This window comes from Mycobacterium sp. SMC-21, assembly GCF_045310825.1.
Taxonomy (GTDB): Bacteria; Actinomycetota; Actinomycetes; order Mycobacteriales; family Mycobacteriaceae; genus Mycobacterium.
Window position 1 is genome coordinate 20,963 of the sequence record NZ_JBJIAO010000031.1, and the last position, 20,523, is coordinate 41,485.

Below are 20,523 nucleotides of genomic sequence, written 5' to 3' on the forward strand. Positions count from 1 at the left end.
GTGCGTCCTCGCGAGGTCTACTGGCACATCTACGCCCAGGATGCAGGGTCAACTCGACTCCAGAGCCGAGGACGGTTGACCCTGAACTGACGGCGCACCGCACTCGAACAAATGCGCCCTGGATACAGGGTCAATGTGGAAGTCCTCAGCGATGCCCGGGCAGGCGCAGCAGCAGCCGCGTCCCGCCGAGCGGGCTGGTCTCCAATGTCGCCGTCCCGCCGTGGATCTCGGCCTGTTGCGCCACCAGCGCCAGGCCCAGGCCCGAGCCTGAGTGCGACGCGGTGGAGCCGAGGCTGAACCGACCGAAGACCTTCAGGCGCTCCTCTTCGGGCACGCCGCAGCCGTCGTCGTCGACGGCGATCTCGACGCCGGCGCGCGAACTGACCGCCGACAGTTGCACTTTCGAGGCGCCGCCGTGCTTGACGGCGTTGGCGATCGCGTTGTCCACCGAAAGCCGGAGCCCGGCAGGCAGTCCCACGATGATGATGGTCGGCGCCGGCACCAGCGATACCTCCAGGTCGGGGTAGACGCGCATGGCGTCGTGCGCGGCACGGTCCAGCAGTTCGGTGATGTCCACGGGCACATGGTCATCGACGGTGGACAGTTCGCCCTGCGCCAGCCGCTCCAGCGCCCACAGTGTCGTCTCGATGCGCGACTGGGTGCGCACGACGTCGCCCAGCACTTCCTTGCGCTGTTCGTCCGGAAGATCCAGTGTGGTCAGGATTTCGACGTTGGTGCGCATCGCGGTGAGCGGGGTGCGCAGCTCGTGTGCCGACACCGCGGCGAAGTCGCGCGCCGAGGCCAGCGCGGCCTTCGTCCGGCCCTTCTCCTCCCACACGCGGTCCACCAGACCCTTGACCGCGTCCGCGATGTCGACGGCCTCGGTGGCACCTCGTACGTCGATGTGTGGGGCATCGCCTTCCGGGTCGATGTCGCGGGTCTGCTGCGCCAGCCGTTTGAGGGGACGCACCGCGAACGCGGCGAGCGCCCAGCCCGCCACCGCGGCCGCGCCAATGGCGAACGCGCACAACGCGATCACCCGGCGGTGCAGATTGTTGGTGTCGACGATGGTCGCGTCGTAGGTGGCGCCCACCGCGACCAGCATCGGGTCCGGCATGTGGATCTGCACGGTCCGCACCCGGTAGCGGACGCCCTTGACGTCGGTGTCGGCATAGCCGACGGGCAGCTCGGGCAGCACGACATTCGAGTTCGAACTGACCTGGCCGTTCCGGCGTGCGGTGATGACGACGTTCTCGTCGTGCGGTGGCCGCGGAATCTCGTCCAGCCCGCGCGGCAGGAACGGGATCGCGAAGCCGGCGGCCTCGTCGAGGCGCCGGTCCAGGCGTTCCTTGCGGTCGTTGGTGATGCCGATCCACACGATGGTGCCGACGATCCCGACCACGATGGCCGCGGCGATACCGGTGGCGAACGCGACGCGCGACTGCAGCGACGGAGTGCGACGGAAGACGCGCGCCAGGATGTTCACGGGCTACCGCTGCCGGTTCTTCGCGCAGGCGCTCATCAGTGCACTCTGTTCTTCGTGCAGGCGCTCATCAGCGCACTCGGTTCTTCGCGCAGGCGCTCATCACTGCTGCCTGAGCACGAACCCCACGCCGCGGACCGTGTGCAACAGTCGCGGCGCACCGTTGGCCTCCAGCTTGCGGCGCAGGTAGCCGATGAACACGTCGACGACGTTGGTGTCGGCGGCGAAGTCATAACCCCACACCAGCTCGAGCAGCTGGGCACGGGACAGCACGGCGGTCTTGTGCTCGGCCAGCACGGCCAGCAGGTCGAACTCGCGCTTGGTCAGGTCGACATCGGCGCCGTTGACGCGGGCCCGCCGGCCCGGGATGTCGACCTCGAGCGGTCCGACCGAGATGGTCTCCGACGAGAACGTCGCCGTCGCGCCGCGGCGGCGCAGCAGCGCCTTGACGCGTGCCACCAGCTCGGCCAACACGAACGGCTTGACCAGGTAGTCGTCGGCGCCGGCTTCCAGCCCCGCCACCCGGTCGTCGACCGAGCTGCGGGCCGAGAGCACACACACCGGCACGTCGTTGTCCATGGCGCGCAGCGCGGTGACGACACTGACGCCGTCGAGCACCGGCATGTTGATGTCCAGAATGATGGCGTCCGGCCGGAATTCGGTGGCACTGCGCAGGGCCTCGGCGCCGTCGACCGCGGTCGACACCTCGAAGCCGGACAGCCGCAGGCCACGCTCCAATGAGGCCAGCACGTCCGGGTCGTCGTCGACTACGAGCAGGCGGGGGGAGGCGCTTCCGCTATCCATATGCCTCATCTTGCCCGATGGCCCACTGTTATTGACGGAGGCACGTCTGGCAGCCGCTATTCGGTGCTAGCATCCGGCGCTTATGGGGCCTGTGTCGCCGCGAGTCATCGTCCAACCCGATGATGGCGTGCAGCCGGTGCGGGATTTCCTCGCATCGGCGCAGAAGTCGTTGCTCATCAAGCAATTCACGTTCACCGAACCGTCGCTCGTGGCGGCGGTGATCGAGCGCCACCAGGCGGGCGTCGACGTGCGCGTCATGCTGAACCCGGCCCGCTCGGGCGGCGACCGCGCCAATGACGAGACCTTCGAACAGTTCTCGGATGCCGGCGTCAACGTCCAGTGGTCCAACCCGACGTTCTACGTGACGCACGAGAAGTCGATCGTCGTCGACGAGGCGGCGGCCCTCGTGGCCACGTTCAACCTGTGCGAGAAGTACTTCACCCTCACGCGTGACTACGGCTTCATCACCACCGAGCCGGACCACGTCGCGCAGATCGTCGAGGTGTTCGACGCCGACTGGTCCCACACCGATTGGGAGCCGTCGCAGTATCACGGCCTGCTGTGGAGCAACTCGAATTCGCGGTACCACATGGCGAAATTCATCGACACCGCCGAGCACCGGCTGCGCATCCAGCACCCCAAGTACGTCGACGCCGTCATCCTCGACCACATCGCGGCCGCGGTGGGCCGTGGCGTGAATGTCCATGTGCTGTGCGGTGGCAAGCACGGCATCAGCGACTGGGACATCCTCGACACGTTCGCCTCGCTGCGGACCCTGCGCCGGTTCGGCGCGAAGGTGCGCAAGCAGAAGAACCTGCGCGTGCACGCCAAGCTGGTCATCGTCGACGACCACGAAGCCCTCGTGGGCTCGATGAACATCGACCGCAGCGCCTTCGACCTGCGCCGCGAACTGGGTGTGATGGTCAAGGACCCGGACGCCGTCGCGCAGCTGTCGCAGGTGTTCGACGCCGACTGGGAGACCTCGCACCACTACGAGCCGCCGGATCCGCTGGACTCGTCGCAGCATCACGAAGACGACTTCCCGCACGACCCCGAGTTGGTCCATGAGTGAGCAGATCGACTCGACGGCCCAACGGGTTTCGTTGTTCGAGTTGGTCCTGACGTTCAACCACATCGCGCTGGCGTCGTTCGGCGGCGGGCTGTCGGCCTGGTCGCGCGAGGTGCTGGTGGTGGAGAAGGGCTGGCTCGGGGACGCCGAGTTCCTCTCGGCCACAACGATGTGCCGCATCCTGCCCGGTGCCAACCAGGTCAACATGGCGGTGTTCGCCGGCACCAAGATGCGCGGCTTCCCCGGCGCGGCCGCCGCGGTGTTCGGCTTGTGCGCCATGCCGCTGGTCATCGTGCTGGCGTTGTCGTTCGCCTACTTCCGGTTCAAGGAAGTGCCCGCCGTCAAGGGCGTGCTGCACGGGGCGTCGGCGGCCGCGGTGGCCCTGACCCTGACGATGGTGCTCAAGACGGGCCAGAAGTGCCTGACGGGCGCGGTGCCGGTCCTGCTGTTCGCCGGCGCCTTCGTGCTCAACGGCGTGCTGCGGTTCCCGCTGCTGGGGACGCTCGCGATCCTGGCGCCGCTGAGCCTGATCTGGGCATGGCCGCGCGAGCGCGGCAACGACCCAGGGCCGCGGGATCGCGCCACAGCAGCATGAGCACCCCACGATGAGTACCGCGGCGCTTTCCACCTACCTCCAGCTCATCGGGCTGTTCGGCATGCTGTCGCTGCTGTCCATCGGCGGCGGCAACGTCGTGCTGCCGGAAATGCACATCAACGCCGTCAACGGCAGGCACTGGCTGACCGACAACCAGTTCGCCGACCTGTTCTCCATCTCGCAGACCGCGCCCGGCCCGAGCATCCTCATCGTGTCGATGGTCGGCTACGGCGCCGGCCTGAAAGAGGGCGGCATTCCCGGCGCGATCATCGGCGGCGTCGTGTCGATGGTCGCGATGGTGGTACCGGCCGCGGGCTTCGTCTACATCATCACGTTGATCTGGCAGAAGGCCGAACGCTCCAAACTGCGCCGCGCGGTCGAGAAGGGTTTCGCCCCGCTCACGGTCGGCCTCATCCTGGCGGCGTCGCTGGTCATGAGCCGTGCCGCCGACCATGACTGGCGCGCCTACACCGTCACCGCGGTGTGCACCGTGATCTTCATGCGCACCAAGCTGAATCCGCTGATCGTCGTCGCCGCGGCCGGTCTGGTCGGGTACCTGGGTTTCATCTGACCTGGTCGTGCCGCCGCGCACCGGGTATGTCGGTGGCACGTGCGAGCATGGAAGTTGTTGTGTCTGATGTAGCCCAGCCCCTGCATTCGGCTCCGGCGATCGCTCCGGTGCCGCAGCGTCGACGTGCGTCGGCGGACTTGCTGCGTCTGCTGCCGTATCTGCGGCCGTACCGCGGACGCTGGGCCGCCATGCTGCTCACCGCGTTCGCCGGTCTGGGCGTGACGGTGTCCATCCCGCTGGTGACCAAGGCCGTGATCGACGGCCCGGTGCGGCACCAGGACCAGCCGGGCCTGTGGGTGCTCGGTTCGGCCGCGCTGACATTGGGGCTCGTCGAGGCGGTGCTGTGGTTCATCCGGCGCTGGCTCGGGGCCCGCGCGACCATGGGCGTCGAGGCCGACATCCGCAAGGAGCTGTACGCGCGCCTGCAGATCCTGCCCATGTCGTTCCACCGGCAGTGGCAGTCCGGGCAATTGCTGTCGCGGGTGATGAACGACCTTGGCACCATTCGCCAATTCCTCGGCTTCGGCCTGCTGTTCTTGGTGCTCAACACGATTCAGATCATCGTGGTGACCGGCATTCTGCTGACCATGTACTGGCCGCTGGGTGTGGTGGTGCTGGCGTCGGTGCTGCCGGTGTCCGTCACGATCTTCCGGTTCGAGCGGCAGTTCACCGTGCTGTCGCGGCAGGCGCAGGACCAATCCGGCCATGTCGCAACGCATGTCGAGGAGTCGGCCCTGGGGCTGCGGGTGATCAAGTCGTTCGGCCGCGAGGACTACGTCTACCGGCGGTTCGACGAGCGGGCGACGGCCCTGTACGACGCCGAGGTCGGCAAGGTGGCGGTGTCGGCGCGCTTCTGGACGCTGCTCGAGGTCATCCCCAACCTGACGCTGATCTTCGTGCTCGGGTTCGGTGCGTACGCGGCCGGCCACGGTCAGGTCACCATGGGCACGCTCGTCGCGTTCATCACCATGATGCTGTCGCTGGTGTGGCCCATCGCGTCGCTGGGCTTCCTGTTGTCGATGATGCAGGAGTCCATGACGGCCGCCAATCGGGTCGCCGAGATCTTCGACACGCCAGTGGATATCAGTGACGGACCGGTCACCACCGTGCCACGTGGCGGGCACCTGGAACTGCGTGACGTCGGCTTCCGTTTCCCCGACGCCGAACCTGACGACTGGGCGCTGCGCCACGTGTCGGTGACGGTCGAGCCCGGGCAGACCCTGGCGCTCGTCGGCGCCACCGGCTCCGGCAAATCGGTTCTCGCCGCACTGTTCTCACGGCTGTACGACGTCACCGAGGGCGCGATCCTGCTCGACGGACGAGACATCCGCGAACTGTCGCTGCCCGCCTTGCGGACCGCCGTGGCCACCGCCTTCGAGGACCCGACGCTGTTCTCGATGTCGGTCGTCGAGAACCTCACCCTCGGTCGCGGCGCCGACAACCCGGCGGCCGACGACGAGATTCGCGAGGCCATCGACATCGCCGCCGCCCAGTTCGTCTACGACCTGCCGTTCGGGCTCGACACCCGCATCGGTGAGCAGGGCATGAGCCTGTCGGGTGGTCAGCGGCAACGTCTTTCGCTGGCCCGGGCCATCCTGGCCGCGCCGTCACTGCTGGTGCTCGACGACACCCTGTCGGCCCTGGACATGCACACCGAAGCGGAGGTCACCGTCGCGCTGCGGCGGGTGCTGACGTCGGTGACGGGCATCGTGGTGGCGCACCGCGCGTCCACCGTGCTGTTGGCCGACCGGGTGGCGCTGCTGCAGGACGGCACCATCACCCGCATCGGCACACACGCCGAATTGCTCGAGCAGGCACCGGAATACCGGTACCTGCTGTCCGCCGACGACGAGCTCGACGACGGTTGCGAGCGCAGCTGCGATTGGGAGCAGGACGCCGAACGCGAACGGCTCGAGCAGCTGTATCTCGAGCAGACGGACGAGTCCGAAGAGGTGCGGAGGCGATGAGCACCGAGAGCTGGCGCGGCCAGACGGTCGACAAGGTCGAGGACCTGCCCATCGACGAGAACGTCTCGCGGCGTCGCGAGGCGCGGTCCCTGCTGGGCTCGTTGCTGAAGCCGTACCGGTTCGCGGTCCTGCTGCTGGCGCTGGTCGTCGTCGTCGAAAACGGTGCGCGCCTGTCGGTTCCGCTGCTCGTGCAGCGCGGCATCGACCACGGCATCCCGCCGATCCTGCAGGGCGGGCCGGCCCGTGAACTGCTGCAGATCGTCGCGGCCCTGTGTGGCGTCGTGGTGCTGCAGGCCACGTTCCGGCTGTTCTTCCTGAACCGGTCGGGCCGCATCGGGCAGAAGGTGCTGCTGGAGCTGCGGCGCCGGGTGTTCCGGCAGTTCCAGCGCCTCGACGTCGCCTTCCACGACCGCTACACCTCGGGCCGCGTGGTGAGCCGTTCCACCAACGACATCGAAGCCATCCAGACCATGCTGTCGACGGGTTTCGACAGCCTCATCACCGCCGTGCTCACCCTGGGCGGCACCGCGGTCCTGCTCGTCACGCTCGACGTGCGGCTGGGCCTGATGTGCCTGGGTGCCTTCCCGCTCCTGGTGCTGCTGGTCGCCTGGTTCCGGCGCGAATCATCGAAGACGTACCGCACCGTCCGGGAACGCGCGGCGCTGGTGATCGTCCAGTTCGTCGAAACCATGACGGGCATCAAAGCGGTGCAGGCCTACCGGCGCGAGCCGCGCAACCAGGAGATCTTCGACGACGTCGTCGACGACTACCGCGTCATCAACGAACGCACCATGACGCTGCTCGCGGTGTTCATGCCCGCGGTCAAACTCATCGGCAACGTCACCACCTCGGTGGTGCTGCTGTACGGCGGCTACCTGGTGCTGCACGGCCGCATGACGATCGGCACGCTGACGGCCTTCCTGCTGTACCTGCGCATGTTCTTCGAACCGATGCAGGAGATTTCGCAGTTCTTCAACACCTTCCAGTCGGCGGCGTCGGCGCTCGAGAAGCTGGCCGGGGTGCTCGCGCAGCAGCCCGCCATCATGGACCCCGCCGACCCTGTCGCGCTGGCGACGGTCAAGGGGGACATCGCTTTTCGGGGTGTCAGCTTCGGCTACACCCCGCAGCGTCCGGTGCTGCCCGAACTGAATCTGACGGTGCCCGCCGGGCAGACCGTCGCCCTCGTCGGTGCCACCGGCGCGGGCAAGACCACCATCGCCAAGCTCATCGCGCGTTTCTACGATCCGGTGACCGGCACCGTCACCCTCGACGGCATCGACCTGCGGTCCATCGCCCAGACCGAGCTGCGTCAGCACGTCGTGATGGTGACGCAGGAGAACTTCATGTTCGCCGGCACCGTCGCCGACAACATCCGGTTCGGGCGCCCCGACGCCACCGACGACGAGGTCCGCGCAGCCGCGGAAGCCGTTGGCGCGGACCGGTTCATCGACAATCTGCCGGACGGTTACGACACCGACGTCGCCAATCGGGGCGGGCGGCTGTCGGCGGGGCAGCGCCAGTTGGTCGCGTTCGCCCGCGCGTTCCTGGCCGACCCCAAGGTGCTGATCCTCGACGAGGCGACGTCGTCGCTGGACATCCCGACCGAGCGGCTGGTGCAGCGCGCGCTGGCGACCGTGCTGGCCGGGAGGACCGCGCTCGTGATCGCGCACCGGCTCTCCACCGTGCAGTCCGCGGACCGGGTCCTGGTCCTCGACGGCGGCCGCATCGTCGAAGACGGTCCGCCCGACGACCTGGTCGCGCAGAACGGGCGGTACGCGGCGCTGCACCGCGCCTGGATCGACTCGCTGGCCTGACCGGTCAGGGAATCAGCCGCAGCTGCCGCGCCTTCGACACCGCCTCGTGCCGGCTGTGGGTGCCGAGTTTCGTCGCGGCACTGCGCAGATAGCTCTTGACGGTCTCGGGTTTGAGGGAAAGCCGCTGGGCGGCTTCGGTATTGGTGCAGCCCAGTGCGATCTGCGCCAGCACGTCGAGTTCACGCGGGCTGAGCGGACCGGCCGGTGCGGGCCCACCGGCCAGTGCCTCGGCCAGCCGGTCGGCGAGGCCGCCGAGATCGCTCGGTGCGACGGGCGCGTTTCCGGCCGCCAGCCGTCGCAGCTCGGCGTGCACTTGGCGGATGTGTTCGGTGTTGACCGCCGTGTCGGCGGCCGCGGCCTGCTGCAGCCGCAGCCGGCGGTCCACTTCGTCGCGGATCGTCAGTTCGTCCGACAGGCGCTGCGCCGACGCCATGATCAGGTCGACGGTCCGCCCGCCGAACGGTGCGCTGGACCGGTAGGCGCCGTAGAGCACCGCCCGGGCCCGGCCATCGACCACGACCGGTACCGCCAGCACCGACCGGATGCCCTCCGACAGCACGGGCATGTCGTAGTCGTGGGTGATGGACGGTGCGTGCCGGTAGTCGGTCACCGCGAGCGGCTGACCCGAGACCATGCTGGCCCCGCCGAGCCCGCACATCGAGCGCACCGTCAACCCGCGGAGACCGCCGCCGCGGGTGCCGTAGAACTCCGTGATCAGCAGCGCGTCGTCGTGCACCTCGCCGCCGAACATCACCGGCACCGCACCCTCGGAGCCGAGACGTCGCAGCTCAGCGCGGACCGCGTCGGTATCACGCGGGCGCAGCAGAGACGGGCCGGTCGTCACGGTCAGTACCCTCTTTCGGGGGTAGCGGGCGGATGGGTGTGACGTAGATCCTACGTTCATGGCGACAGAGGCTGTGATCACCACCAACACCGAGCAGTACCGAGCGGCCCGGGACCGGCTCGTGGCGTCGATCGGTGACTACTCGCAGGCCGTCGATTCGTTCAGCTGGCCGCGGCTGACCGGCACGTTCAACTGGGCCACCGACTGGTTCGACGTCATCGCCCGCAGCCCCGAACGGGCCGGGCAGACGGCGCTCTGGATCACCGAAGAAGGCGGTGACGAGCAGCGCTACACGTTCGCCGAGATGGCCGACCGGTCTGACCAGGTCGCGACGTGGCTGCAGTCGCTGGGCGTGGGAAAGGGCGACCGCGTCATCGTCATGCTGGGCAACCAGGTCGAGCTGTGGGAGTCGATGCTGGCGGTGGCCAAGCTCGGCGCGGTGGTGATGCCGACGACCGGGGCACTGGGCCCGGCCGACCTGGCCGACCGGATCACCCGCGGCGGCGCGGGCTTCGTGGTAACCAATGCCACGGACGCGGACAAGTTCGCGTCCGTCGACGGGCAGTATACCGGCATCGTCGTCGGGGATGCGGTGCCCGGCTGGCACCGCTACGCAGATGCGTACCAAGCGGTTTCGGCGGGGCCGTTCCGTGCCGTCACCGACGTCGACGACCCGCTGCTGGTCTACTTCACCTCGGGCACCACCAGTAAGCCCAAACTCGTTGAGCACTCGCAGATTTCGTATCCCGTCGGCCACCTGTCCACGATGGCCTGGATCGGGGTGACGCCCGGCGACGTCCATCTGGCGATCAGCTCGCCGGGCTGGGCCAAGCACGCCTGGAGTTGTGTGTTCGCGCCGTGGATCGCCGAGGCGACGATCTTCGTCTACAACTACAGCCGCTTCGACGCCGCCGCGCTCATGGCACAGCTGCGCCGCGCCGGCGTCAACACCTTCTGCGCGCCGCCGACCGTGTGGCGGATGTTGATCCAGGCCGACCTCGGCACCAAACCCGAAGGGCTGCGCGAGATTCTGGGCGCGGGTGAACCGCTGAACCCCGATGTCATCGCCAAGGTGCAGGATGCCTGGGGCCTGACCATCCGGGACGGCTTCGGCCAGACCGAGACCACTCTGCTCGTCGGCAACACCCCGGGCCAGCCGGTCAAGGCCGGATCGATGGGCCGGCCGATGCCGGGTGCGCCCGTGGTGTTGGTCGACCCGGTGACCGGCGAGCCGGCCGACGAGGGCGAGATCTGCCTCGAGCTCGGCGCGCGGCCGCTCAACCTGATGACCGGCTATCTCGGTGACCCGCAACGCAATGCGGCCGTCATGGCCGGCGGTTACTACCACACCGGTGACGTGGCCTCCCGCGACAGCGACGGCTACATCACGTACATCGGCCGCACCGATGACGTGTTCAAGTCGTCGGACTACAAGGTGTCGCCCTTCGAATTGGAGAGCGTGCTCATCGAGCATCCCGCGGTGGTGGAAGCCGCGGTGGTGCCGCAGCCCGACGACACCCGGCTCGCCGTGCCGAAGGCGTACGTCAGCCTGGCCGCGGGCTGGAGTGCCGATGCGGACACCGCGCGGGCGATCATGGAATTCGCGCGGGACCACCTGGCGCCGTACCTCAAGGTTCGGCGGGTGGAATTCTTTGATCTGCCCAAGACCATTTCCGGCAAGATCCGGCGCGTTGACCTGCGCAAGCGCGAAGATCAAGCGCATGCGGCCGGCACCCCGATCGCATCGGAATACCGCTATGAGGATTTGGTGAACTGATGCTGAGCTACGACGCGGGCCCCACCGACACCCCGATCCTGGAGGAGACCATCGGGGCCAACTTCGAGCGCACCGTAGCGGCCCATCCGGACACGCTCGCGTTGGTCGACCGTGGGCAGGGACTGCGGTACACGTATGCCGAACTCAACGCCGAGGTCGGCCTGATCGCCCGCGGCCTGATGGCCCGCGGCATCGAGAAGGGCGACCGGGTGGGTGTCTGGTCGCCGAACTGTGCGCAGTGGATCGTGACGCAACTGGCGACGGCCAAGATCGGCGCCATCCTGGTCAACGTTAATCCGGCGTACCGGGTGCACGAACTTGCCTACGCGCTCAACCAATCCGGGATGCGGATGCTGATCTCGGCGACGTCGTTCAAGACGTCCGACTACGCGGCGATGATCGACGAGGTCCGTCCGCAGGTTCCGGACCTGACTGACGTCGTCTTCCTGGACGGCCCGGACTGGGAGCGGTTGCGTGCCGACAGCGCGGCGGTCGGGGCCGACGCCCTGGCGGCCCGGCATGCCGCCCTGTCCAACACCGACCCGATCAACATCCAATACACCTCGGGCACAACCGGGTTCCCGAAAGGTGCGACGCTGTCGCACCGCAACATCCTGAACAACGGCTACTTCACCACGGAGGGCATCAACCTGCGGGCGGGGGAGCGGTTGTGTGTCCCGGTGCCGTTCTACCACTGCTTCGGCATGGTGATGGGGGTGCTCGGCTGCATGAGTCATGGTGCGGCCGTGGTGATCCCGGCCCCCGGGTTCGACCCGGCGGCCACCCTCGATGCCATCGAGGCCGAGCAGTGCGCCGGCGTCTACGGCGTGCCGACGATGTTCATCGCGATGCAGAACCATCCGTCGTTCGCCGGGCGGGACCTGTCGAGCCTGCGTACCGGCATCATGGCCGGATCGGTGTGCCCCGTCGAGGTGATGAAGCACTGCGTCTCCGACATGCACATGGCCGAGGTCGCGATCTGCTACGGCATGACGGAGACGTCGCCGGTGTCGTGCCAGACGCTGATCGACGACGACCTGGACCGCCGCACCGCGACCATCGGCCGGGCGCATCCGCATCTCGAGGTCAAGGTCGTCAACCCGGAAACCGGCGAGACGGTGGAGCGCGGCGAGCCGGGGGAGTTCTGCACGCGCGGCTATTCGGTCATGTTGGGCTACTGGAACAACGACGAAAAGACCCGGGAGGCCATCGATTCCGAGGGCTGGATGCACACCGGTGATCTCGCGGTGATGCGGGCCGACGGCTACTGCGCCATCGTCGGCCGCATCAAGGACATGGTGATCCGCGGTGGGGAGAATGTGTACCCGCGCGAGATCGAGGAGTTCCTGTACACGCACCCCGACATCGAGGATGCCCAGGTGATCGGCGTGCCCGACGCCCGCTACGGCGAGGAGATCTGCGCGTGGCTGCGGCTGCGGCCCGGCGCGGCGCCGCTGGACGCCGCCGCCATCCGCGAATTCACCGCGGATCGGCTGGCGCACTTCAAGATTCCGCGCTACGTACACATCGTCGACGAGTTCCCGATGACCATCACCGGCAAGGTCCGCAAGGTCGACATGCGCGCCGAGAGCATCCGCATCTTCGGTCTCGAGCAGCCTTAGCGCGCGGTTCTCGCCGCGAATGTGCAGCCAGGCCCTGCTTCCGGCAATTTTGGCGATCTGGTTGCACATTCGTGGCGACGCCGCGTCGGCCCTCGCTACGAATGTGCGTACAGATCGCGATCTTCGACGAAATCGCGACCTGTTGGCACGCTCGTGGGGAATGGCCCGACCAATCGAGTTGACGGGTCTACGCGCCCGGGTTACCTTGGCTACGTCAGCACCTCGCTAGGCGAGGCTCCTGGACGAACAGAAGCCACTGATCCGACGACGTCGAGAGACGCCCAGGGTCAGGACAGGTCTCCCCGGATTAAGGGGTTACCCAAAGTGGCTATCCACCGCGGTGGATTACGTCGTCCAGTGCCGAAGCTCTGACGAGAGGGGTGCGGCAGCGCCTGGTTTTAACAGCCTTTTAATGGGTATAGGTTCGCTGCCATCTCCCTTTTGTGTTGTCATGGGATAGCTGCCCCGAGGTGGGCCCGACGGCTAGGAGGTGAGGTACGACGTGAGATCTGGCGATGGCGACAGTTCCAGTTTGGGACGAAAACACCACGTAGACACCAGCATCCGAGCACTCCCGTTATCCTGCCGACCGGCCGGTTCCGCCTGACCGACAGGCCACGGGAGTCCGATCCCGACAGGAGCTCTGTCATGACCGTATTTCGCAACCGCACCGTCCGCCGCATTGCCCGGCTGGTGCACAGCCGCACGCACCTGACCCCGCAGGAACGGCACAACCTGCAGTTGTCGCACACGCCGCTCGCGGTGATCTCGGCGTCTCTCGGGGCGCACCCCAACTTCTGATCCGTTCGGCCGCACGGTCCGCCCACCGATTCCGGTGGGCGGACCCCTGTTGTGCTGCCATTTTCCCGGGAGGAATCTCGACATGGCCCTGTTTTCCCGTACCCCGCGGCCCGCCGGCGAAACATCAGCGCGGCAACGTGATTCACCGAGCACCGCGGTGCTCGACACCGCGCACGTCGGCGACATCGTCGGCGCGCTCGGCACCATCCGTACCGACGAGACCACCACCGGCCGCAGCCGCTGGCAGCGCTTGAAGATGCTGCTCGTGGTGATGGGACCCGGCCTCATCGTCATGGTCGGCGACAACGACGCCGGCGGCGTCGCGACCTACGCCCAGGCCGGCCAGAACTACGGCATGGCCCTCATGTGGACACTGGCGCTGCTGATTCCGGTGCTGTACGTCAACCAGGAGATGGTGGTCCGGCTCGGCGCCGTCGCCGGGGTGGGGCACGCCCGCCTGATCTTCGCGCGGTTCGGCAAGTTCTGGGGCGCCTTCAGCGTTGGCGATCTGTTCATCGTCAACGCGTTGACCATCGTCACCGAATTTGTCGGGGTGTCCATGGCGTTGAACTACTTCGGGCTGCCCAAGGCGATCTCGGTGCCGCTCGCGGCGGTGCTGCTGTTCGCCGTGGTGGCCGGTGGTTCGTTCCGCCGTTGGGAGCGTTTCATTTTCGCGTTGATCGCGATCAACATCGTGATCTTCCCGCTGGCGTTCATCGTGCACCCGTCCGCGACCGAAACCGCGAGGGGCCTGATCCCGTCATTCCCGGGCGGCCTCAACTCGACGCTCTTGCTGCTGATCGTGGCGATCGTCGGCACCACCGTCGCGCCGTGGCAGTTGTTCTTCCAGCAGTCCAACATCGTCGACAAGCGGTTGACCCCCAAGTGGATTCGCTACGAGCGGATCGATCTGTGGATCGGCATCGTCGTGGTGATGGTGGGTGCGGTCGCGATCATGGCCGCCGCCGCGTTCGGGCTCGGCGGCAGTGCCGCGGCCGGCAACTTCACCGACGCCGGTGACGTGGCAACGCAGCTGGGCCGGCACGTGTCGCCCACCGCGGGTGCGCTTTTCGCCATCCTGCTGCTGGACGCCTCGCTCATCGGGGCCAACGCCGTCGGCCTCGCCACCACCTACGCCCTGGGCGACACCATGGGCAAGCGGCACTCGCTGCACTGGAAAGTCAGCGAGGCGCCCGCCTTCTATCTGGGCTACGCGGCACTGCTCGCGGTGGCGGCCGCGGTGTCGTTCAGCCCGGATCACGTGCTGGGTCTGCTGACCCAGGGTGTGCAGGCGCTGGCCGGGGTGCTGCTGCCGTCGGCGACGGTGTTCCTGGTGCTGCTGTGCAACGACAAGGCCGTGCTGGGCCCGTGGGTCAACACCATGCGGCAGAACATCATGGCCGGCGTGATCGTGTGGGCGCTGGTGCTGCTGTCGCTGGCCCTGACGGCGGCGACGTTCTTCCCGAATCTGACTGCCGCGCAACTCGAGTGGGGCTTCGGGGCCGGAGTCGGTGTCGGCATGCTCGGCGGCGGGGTCATCGCCGGTGCGACGGCGCGGTCGCGGCACCGGCAACGGAAGCAGGCGGCTGTCGACGTGGCCGCGGAGCTGGGCGGTCTGGACCCGGAGCAGGTGGAGGACCTGGACGACCAACCCGACGACCGCACCGTCCGGAAGGCGCTGCGGAACCAGGAGCGGGACAGCTTCCGTACGCCCGCGCTGGACACCCTGGACCGGCCCGCCTGGTCGCCGCTGCGGGTGGCCGGCATGGTCGCATTGCGCGGTTACCTGCTGGTGGCTGTGGTGCTGGTCGGGGTGAAGGTCGCCGAGGCGATCAGCGGCTGATGGAAGTGGGCGCGGTGCCGGTGGTGCCGCGCCCACCTACGGCTCACAGTGAATCGCGTGCGGGGCAGTGCGAGGTGTCGCCGTCCTTGCAGGTACACAACGCCGTGTGCCGACGTTCCGGAGCGATGCCAGCAACATCGTCCGCCGGGCCGCGTACCGCCGTGACGATCGACGCCGTCCCCGCCGCCGCGGTGAGCAGCAACTCGACTTGATTTGCGGACTGCAGCAGAACGACCAATTGATGCACTGTAAGCAGCCGATTTACCACGCTGGCCGTCCGATGCATTGCATTGCTGTGCGTATCCCGATTCGTCCTCGCCGACTGTCGCACAGTACCGACGTGTGCGTCAATACCGCAAACGCTCAGGTGTGGCCTCGCAGCCGGTGCCCCGCGCTGTCACATGAGCGGGGGCACCAATTGTGTTGCGTCGTTCCGCAATACGAGAGCCGGCCGCAGCGGTGGCGGATCCGCGCCGGGCCGAACGCGCAGACCGCCGAGATGTCCCCGGATGCCGGTTTCACAACCTGCGGCACGGCATGCGACGTAGGCTGACAGGTCCGGCTCCCGTGTCGGCGTGGCGACGGCGAAAGGTGTTGGCACAGTGAAGGTGACAGTGATCGGGGCCAGTGGCCTCATCGGGACCCTGCTCGTCGATCTCCTGACGCGGGAAGGCGAGGACGTGGTCGCCGCGTCCCGGCGCTCCGGTGTCGATGTGCTCAGCGGGGCAGGCCTCGCCAAGGCCTTGGCGGGCGCCGACGCCCTCGTCGACGTCACGAACTCGCCGTCCTTCGCCGACGAGGACGTGATGGATTTCTTCGTCCGGTCGACCACCAATCTGGTGGCCGCGGCACAGGCGGCGGGGGTCGGCCACTATGTCGCACTGTCGATCGTGGGCGTCGACGCCCTGCCGGACAGTGGCTACATGCGGGCGAAGGTCGCGCAAGAGCGGATCATCGAGGCGTCCGGGTTGCCCTACACGATCGTGCGTGCCACGCAGTTCCATGAGTTCGCGAAGGCGATCGTCGAGTCGATGGTCGTCGAGATCGACACCGATGAGGGCGACGAGCACGATGTGCGGGTGCCGGATGCGCTGATTCAACCGATCGCGGCCGACGAGGTGGCGGCCTACCTGGCCGAGGTCGCGATCGAGCCGCCGCGCAACCATGTGATCAATATCGGTGGACCAGAGAAGATCCCGTTCTCCCGGATGGCCCGGGAGGTGCTGGCGCTGCATCATGACGACCAGCGGGTGGTGGTCGACCCGCACGCGAAGTACTTCGGCACGACGCTGAAGAAGGACAGCCTGGTCACCGGGGCCGGGGCGATGATCGCCGCGATTCCTTTCTGATCGGCCTCACGCCAGCAGCGGCGCCAATTGGGTTGCGCAGTCCTGCAACACCGGAATCTGCTTCCGCAGGAGCTGCTCCTGCTCGGCCCGTCCCGACATGGCCACCGCGGCCACCAAGGTGGCGGTGGTCGACCGGACCGGCACCGCGACACACGCCGAATCGGCCCGCAGCTCCCCGGTCTGGACGGCGTAGCCGCGCTCCCGGACCTCGGCGAGCTGTTCGGCCAGAGCGGATTTCGAGGTGATGGTGCGGTCGGTGAGCGTCGCCGGGTTGAGGGCGAGCAGCGTCTCGGCATCGTGCTTCTCCGCGAGCAGCAGCTTGCCGACGGCACTGGCGTGCAGGTGCCGGTTGAGCACCGATTCGTCTGCGGGCGGCGGGTATTCGCCGTCGGCGTCGGCGAGGCGCACCGAGGTGTTCGTGAAGTAGAACAGGTGCACCCCGAAGCGCACCGACAGCCGCAGCTCGGCCAGCGTCTCGCGGGCCTTGGTGCACACGGTGGGGGAGACCGCGGCATCGATCAGCAGGCCCATCCGCGGGCCCAGCGCGAACCCCGACAGGTCCGGCAGCCGAACGATGTAGCCGTCGGCGACAAGGAGATTCAGCAGCCGGTAGGTGGTGGCCGACGGCATGGACAGGTGCTCGGCGATGTCTTTCGCGGTGACCCCGGTGCCCGCCAGCGCCACGGCCTCGAGCACCTGAAGGGCGCTCTGGACGGCCTTGGGCTGGCGACCCGACAGCGCACCGTCGGCGGGGCTCACCGGCGCACCTCCCACGGGTTGTAGTCGGCGAAGACGTCACCGGCGACCGTTTCGTCGAACACCCCGACCCGTTCGGCGAGATCGGGAATCTGGCGGCGGCGGGCCAGGAATGCCGCCAAACCCAGTGCCAGCAGCGCGGAGTAGACGGCGGTGGCGATCCACACCGGCGATGCCACGGTCAGCGCGGCCCAGACGATGATCGCGATCATGGTGGCGGCGGTGGCCAGTCCGACGACCAGTGGCACGGTGGTGAGCTCGCCGATCCGGCGCAGAAATGCCGGAGTGGCCAGACACACCAGCAGATACGCCACGATGTAGCCGTGGGCCGACACCGCCAGCAGCCCGACGAGGACGTCACGGCTGGACTCTGCGGCGAACAGATAGGCGACCGGCACCGCGACGATCACCGGCATCGCGACGGTGAGCGCGACGTGCGGGGTGCGATAGCGCGGGTGAGCGTGGCCGAGGGCGTCCGGCAGCAGGCCCTCGCGTCCCATCGCGAACAGCGTCCGGGACAGCGCGGTGGTGGAGCCGATCACGCATGCGATCCAGGACGCGGTGATGCCGACTTCCATCGCGACGGACAGCGCGCCGGCCAAGGTGTCGGCCGAGTCGGGGAGGGAGAGCACGATGGGTGTCGACCCGGTGCGGGTCTGGATCGTGCCGGTGGTCTGCAGGACGGCGGCGAACGTGTACAGCGCCCCCAGGGCCAGCGGCGTCCAACGGATGGCCCGGCTGACGGTGACGAACGGGCGCTGCGCCTCGCGGGCCACGGTACTGGCGCTCTCGAAGCCCACGTACGAGGTGATCGCGAGCAGCAGCGCGAACCCCAGCGCGGAATGTGGCGCATCCGCAACGGCTTTCGGTGATGCGGAGCTACCGGTCACGGCCCCGCCGAAGGCGATCATCAACACCACCCCGGCGACCACGATCGCGAACAGCTCGACGGCGAGCGAGATGCGCGCCGACAGCCTGATGCCCCGCACCATGAGGATCAGTGCCGCGGCGCCGACCAGTACGGTCAGGCCGGCGATGACGGGTTTGCCTGCCGGCACCCCGACGCGGCCCAAGAGCGTCGCCAGGTAGCCGGCCGCGCCGAGCGCGCTCGCCATCGCGGCCGCGGCGTAGCCGACGACCAGCGACCAGCCCGCCGCGACACCGGGAACCGGGCCGAGGCCCTTGACGGTGTAGCTGTACAGCCCGCTCACCGCGACCATGCGCGTGGAGAACTGCGTGATGCAGTACCCGACCGCGGTCATCATGAGCGCGGTCAGGATGAACACCGCGATCGTGGTGTGGCCGGCCGCCGGCAGGACCAGCGCGGGCAGCGTGACCATCACGGCCGACGGCGCCACCGCCGACACCGACTGCCCGAGAACCTGGGTGAACGTCAGCTGCGCGCGCTGAAGCCCGGCGACCGGCGAGCGGCTCCGGATGGTTCGGGTGGGGCCCATTTGTCGGAAGGTAGCCGATGGCCGCCGACCTCGGCAGCGTTGTCGGGTAAACATCGAAAATCTTCAAATGAGAATCGGAGGCCCGGCCGGCCTCGGTGCGGCCGACAGCGGGTCCGGAAATCGACACGAACTGCGATTATCGAGCGGCCCGAATGAGAATGCCGGAGCCATTTCAAATGAGAATCCGAATTCGCGAAATACCCATTCGGAATTAGTGGTGACGCGCACCACATCAGTGCGTAAACATGATTTCCATGACAGCCACGCTCAGTACCTATCTGGACCCGCGGACCGCCGATTTCATTTCCCGTCCGCAGCAGATGTACGTCGACGGACAGTGGGTCGAATCGGCGTCCGGCCGGCGGTTCGACACCGTCGACCCCGCCACCGAGCAGGTCATCACGACGGTCCCGCACAGCGACGCCGAAGACGTCGAGCGGGCAGTGCGGGCGGCACGCCGGGCTTTCGAGGACGGCCCGTGGCCGACCATGACGCCCGCCGAGCGGCAGCGCATGATCTGGCGCATCGCCGAGGGCATCACGGCCCGGGCCGATCAGTTCGCCGAACTCGAGAGCATCGACAACGGCAAGTCCGTCGCCGTCGCGAAAGCCGTCGATGTCACCTGGGCCGCGGAGATCTTCTACTACTACGCCGGCTGGGCCACCAAGATCGAGGGCCGCACCGTGCCGGTATCGGTGCCGTGGGCGCCGGGCGCCAAGTTCCACGCCTTCACGCTGCGTGAACCCGTCGGCGTCTGTGCCCAGATCACCCCATGGAACTTCCCGCTGGTCATGGCCGCGTTCAAAGTCGCACCGGCCCTGGCCTGCGGGAACACCGTCATCCTCAAGCCCGCCGAGCAGACGCCGCTGACCGCGGTGCTGCTCGCCGAGGTCATCGCCGAGGCCGGCGTCCCGGCCGGGGTGTTCAACCTGCTGACCGGCTTCGGTGACGTCGGCGCGGCACTCTCGGCACACGACGGCGTCGACAAGGTGGCCTTCACCGGCTCCACCGAGGTGGGCAAGAAGATCGTCAACGCCGCCTCGGGCAACCTCAAGAAGGTCTCGCTGGAACTGGGCGGCAAGAGCCCGCAGGTGGTGTTCGCCGACGCCGATCTCGAAGCCGCGATTCCCGGCGTGGCCGGCGGCTTCCTGTTCAACCACGGCCAGACCTGCACGGCCGGCACCCGGCTGCTGGTCGAGGACGCCATCTTCGACGAGTTCACCCAGGGCGTCGCCGAGCACGCGGCCGGCCTGCGGATCGGGCCCGGGCTGGACCCCACCAACGACATCGGCCCGCTGGTCTCGCGCGAGCAGCTCACCAAGGTCACCGGCTACCTCGACGACGGCATCGCGCAGGGCGCACGGGCCCTGGCCGGCGGCGGCCGGCACGGCGAGAGCGGCTTCTACGTGCAGCCCACGCTGCTGGTCGACGTGCACCGCGACTTCAACGTCTACCAGGAGGAGATCTTCGGGCCGGTCGCCGTGGCCGTGCCCTTCAACCGCGACCGCGGCGTGCGCGAAGCCGCCAACGACACCCCCTACGGGCTGGCCGCCAGCGTGTGGACGCGCGACGTCTCGACCGCGCACCGGGTGGCGCAGCAGATCAAGGCCGGCACGGTGTGGGTCAACTGCCACAACGCGTTCGATACGGCGCTGCCGTTCGGCGGCTACAAACAATCGGGCTGGGGCCGTGAACTCGGTGAGGGCGCCATTGCCGAATACACCCAGACGAAGGCCATCAACATCGCGCTGTGAATTCGGGTGCCAAATGA

Annotated in this window: 17 protein-coding genes and 1 riboswitch; of the genes, 11 read left to right on the top strand and 6 right to left on the bottom strand. The window is 67.9% G+C overall.

The features are described 5' to 3' along the window. Positions 1 to 145: 145 nt before the first annotated feature. Together ACJH6H_RS22860 and ACJH6H_RS22865 are read right to left on the bottom strand one after the other, a co-directional pair. The gene (locus tag ACJH6H_RS22860; RefSeq protein ID WP_406775865.1) at positions 146 to 1,486 is read right to left on the bottom strand and encodes a sensor histidine kinase; all 1,341 of its coding nucleotides are present in this window, start codon (positions 1,484 to 1,486) and stop codon (positions 146 to 148) included. Positions 1,487 to 1,585: 99 nt separating this feature from the next. Further along, the gene (locus ACJH6H_RS22865; protein ID WP_029104649.1) at positions 1,586 to 2,296 is read right to left on the bottom strand and encodes a response regulator transcription factor; all 711 of its coding nucleotides are present in this window, start codon (positions 2,294 to 2,296) and stop codon (positions 1,586 to 1,588) included. A 73-nt stretch (positions 2,297 to 2,369) separates the two neighbouring features. Between ACJH6H_RS22865 and ACJH6H_RS22870 the strand changes: the two genes are divergently transcribed. From ACJH6H_RS22870 to ACJH6H_RS22890, 5 genes are read left to right on the top strand one after another with little or no spacing between them, the layout of a single operon-like run. Next, complete coding sequence (locus ACJH6H_RS22870) at positions 2,370 to 3,359, top strand: phospholipase D-like domain-containing protein (RefSeq protein WP_406775866.1); 990 nt, start codon at positions 2,370 to 2,372, stop codon at positions 3,357 to 3,359. After that, positions 3,352 to 3,951, top strand: a complete 600-nt coding sequence (locus tag ACJH6H_RS22875; protein WP_406775867.1) for a chromate transporter — start codon at positions 3,352 to 3,354, stop codon at positions 3,949 to 3,951. The genes ACJH6H_RS22870 and ACJH6H_RS22875 overlap by 8 nt, the downstream gene beginning before the upstream one ends. Before the next feature lie 10 nt (positions 3,952 to 3,961). Continuing rightward, entirely contained in the window at positions 3,962 to 4,522 is a 561-nt protein-coding gene (locus ACJH6H_RS22880) for a chromate transporter (protein WP_406775868.1), read from the top strand. A gap of 47 nt (positions 4,523 to 4,569) precedes the next feature. Further along, complete coding sequence (locus ACJH6H_RS22885) at positions 4,570 to 6,489, top strand: ABC transporter ATP-binding protein (RefSeq protein WP_406775869.1); 1,920 nt, start codon at positions 4,570 to 4,572, stop codon at positions 6,487 to 6,489. Further along, positions 6,486 to 8,303 carry an ABC transporter ATP-binding protein gene (locus tag ACJH6H_RS22890; RefSeq protein WP_346414787.1) on the top strand — a complete coding sequence of 606 codons (1,818 nt, stop codon included), beginning with the start codon at positions 6,486 to 6,488 and terminating at the stop codon, positions 8,301 to 8,303. Before ACJH6H_RS22885 ends, ACJH6H_RS22890 begins: the two co-directional genes overlap by 4 nt. A 4-nt stretch (positions 8,304 to 8,307) precedes the next feature. On the opposite strand, the gene ACJH6H_RS22895 is transcribed toward ACJH6H_RS22890, so the two are convergent. Continuing rightward, positions 8,308 to 9,147 (bottom strand): LuxR C-terminal-related transcriptional regulator, encoded by an 840-nt coding sequence (locus ACJH6H_RS22895; RefSeq protein WP_346414788.1) that lies wholly within the window; start codon positions 9,145 to 9,147, stop codon positions 8,308 to 8,310. Positions 9,148 to 9,223: 76 nt separating this feature from the next. Here ACJH6H_RS22895 and ACJH6H_RS22900 point away from each other — a divergent pair, with 76 nt between their 5' ends. The 4 genes from ACJH6H_RS22900 (at position 9,224) to ACJH6H_RS22915 (ending at position 15,190) form a co-directional block, all read left to right on the top strand. Next, entirely contained in the window at positions 9,224 to 10,924 is a 1,701-nt protein-coding gene (locus tag ACJH6H_RS22900) for an AMP-binding protein (RefSeq protein ID WP_406775883.1), read from the top strand. Beyond that, entirely contained in the window at positions 10,924 to 12,546 is a 1,623-nt protein-coding gene (locus tag ACJH6H_RS22905) for an AMP-binding protein (RefSeq protein ID WP_406775870.1), read from the top strand. The genes ACJH6H_RS22900 and ACJH6H_RS22905 overlap by 1 nt, the downstream gene beginning before the upstream one ends. Positions 12,547 to 12,760: 214 nt before the next feature. Then, positions 12,761 to 12,933, top strand: a riboswitch (M-box (ykoK) riboswitch). A gap of 261 nt (positions 12,934 to 13,194) precedes the next feature. Further along, positions 13,195 to 13,347 (top strand): hypothetical protein, encoded by a 153-nt coding sequence (locus tag ACJH6H_RS22910; protein WP_346414790.1) that lies wholly within the window; start codon positions 13,195 to 13,197, stop codon positions 13,345 to 13,347. Between the two features lie 82 nt (positions 13,348 to 13,429). Then, entirely contained in the window at positions 13,430 to 15,190 is a 1,761-nt protein-coding gene (locus ACJH6H_RS22915) for an NRAMP family divalent metal transporter (protein WP_406775871.1), read from the top strand. A 43-nt stretch (positions 15,191 to 15,233) separates the two neighbouring features. Here ACJH6H_RS22915 and ACJH6H_RS22920 read toward each other — a convergent pair whose 3' ends face one another. Beyond that, on the bottom strand, positions 15,234 to 15,428 hold the full coding sequence (locus ACJH6H_RS22920) for a hypothetical protein (RefSeq protein WP_226520652.1): 195 nt from the start codon (positions 15,426 to 15,428) through the stop codon (positions 15,234 to 15,236). Positions 15,429 to 15,792: 364 nt separating this feature from the next. Between ACJH6H_RS22920 and ACJH6H_RS22925 the strand changes: the two genes are divergently transcribed. Continuing rightward, positions 15,793 to 16,539 (top strand): SDR family oxidoreductase, encoded by a 747-nt coding sequence (locus tag ACJH6H_RS22925; protein ID WP_346414792.1) that lies wholly within the window; start codon positions 15,793 to 15,795, stop codon positions 16,537 to 16,539. Positions 16,540 to 16,545: 6 nt separating this feature from the next. Here the strand turns inward: ACJH6H_RS22925 and ACJH6H_RS22930 are convergent, their stop codons facing one another. Together ACJH6H_RS22930 and ACJH6H_RS22935 are read right to left on the bottom strand one after the other, a co-directional pair. Further along, the gene (locus ACJH6H_RS22930) at positions 16,546 to 17,298 is read right to left on the bottom strand and encodes an IclR family transcriptional regulator (RefSeq protein WP_226520654.1); all 753 of its coding nucleotides are present in this window, start codon (positions 17,296 to 17,298) and stop codon (positions 16,546 to 16,548) included. Then, positions 17,295 to 18,752: an APC family permease gene (locus tag ACJH6H_RS22935; protein WP_346414793.1), complete on the bottom strand. Its 1,458-nt coding sequence runs from the start codon at positions 18,750 to 18,752 to the stop codon at positions 17,295 to 17,297. The genes ACJH6H_RS22930 and ACJH6H_RS22935 overlap by 4 nt, the downstream gene beginning before the upstream one ends. A gap of 254 nt (positions 18,753 to 19,006) precedes the next feature. Here ACJH6H_RS22935 and ACJH6H_RS22940 point away from each other — a divergent pair, with 254 nt between their 5' ends. Continuing rightward, positions 19,007 to 20,506: an aldehyde dehydrogenase family protein gene (locus ACJH6H_RS22940; RefSeq protein WP_346414794.1), complete on the top strand. Its 1,500-nt coding sequence runs from the start codon at positions 19,007 to 19,009 to the stop codon at positions 20,504 to 20,506. Positions 20,507 to 20,523: the final 17 nt, after the last annotated feature.

What these genes read in the sequence shown, in the direction of transcription:
- ACJH6H_RS22915 (WP_406775871.1), top strand. Translation starts at nt 13,430, where the DNA reads ATGGCCCTGTTTTCCCGTACCCCGCGGCCCGCCGGCGAAACATCAGCG.
- ACJH6H_RS22890 (WP_346414787.1), top strand. Translation starts at nt 6,486, where the DNA reads ATGAGCACCGAGAGCTGGCGCGGCCAGACGGTCGACAAGGTCGAGGAC.
- ACJH6H_RS22940 (WP_346414794.1), top strand. Translation starts at nt 19,007, where the DNA reads ATGACAGCCACGCTCAGTACCTATCTGGACCCGCGGACCGCCGATTTC.
- ACJH6H_RS22865 (WP_029104649.1), bottom strand. Translation starts at nt 2,296, where the DNA reads ATGAGGCATATGGATAGCGGAAGCGCCTCCCCCCGCCTGCTCGTAGTC.
- ACJH6H_RS22875 (WP_406775867.1), top strand. Translation starts at nt 3,352, where the DNA reads ATGAGTGAGCAGATCGACTCGACGGCCCAACGGGTTTCGTTGTTCGAG.
- ACJH6H_RS22885 (WP_406775869.1), top strand. Translation starts at nt 4,570, where the DNA reads ATGGAAGTTGTTGTGTCTGATGTAGCCCAGCCCCTGCATTCGGCTCCG.
- ACJH6H_RS22935 (WP_346414793.1), bottom strand. Translation starts at nt 18,752, where the DNA reads ATGGGCCCCACCCGAACCATCCGGAGCCGCTCGCCGGTCGCCGGGCTT.
- ACJH6H_RS22870 (WP_406775866.1), top strand. Translation starts at nt 2,370, where the DNA reads ATGGGGCCTGTGTCGCCGCGAGTCATCGTCCAACCCGATGATGGCGTG.
- ACJH6H_RS22880 (WP_406775868.1), top strand. Translation starts at nt 3,962, where the DNA reads ATGAGTACCGCGGCGCTTTCCACCTACCTCCAGCTCATCGGGCTGTTC.
- ACJH6H_RS22905 (WP_406775870.1), top strand. Translation starts at nt 10,924, where the DNA reads ATGCTGAGCTACGACGCGGGCCCCACCGACACCCCGATCCTGGAGGAG.
- ACJH6H_RS22910 (WP_346414790.1), top strand. Translation starts at nt 13,195, where the DNA reads ATGACCGTATTTCGCAACCGCACCGTCCGCCGCATTGCCCGGCTGGTG.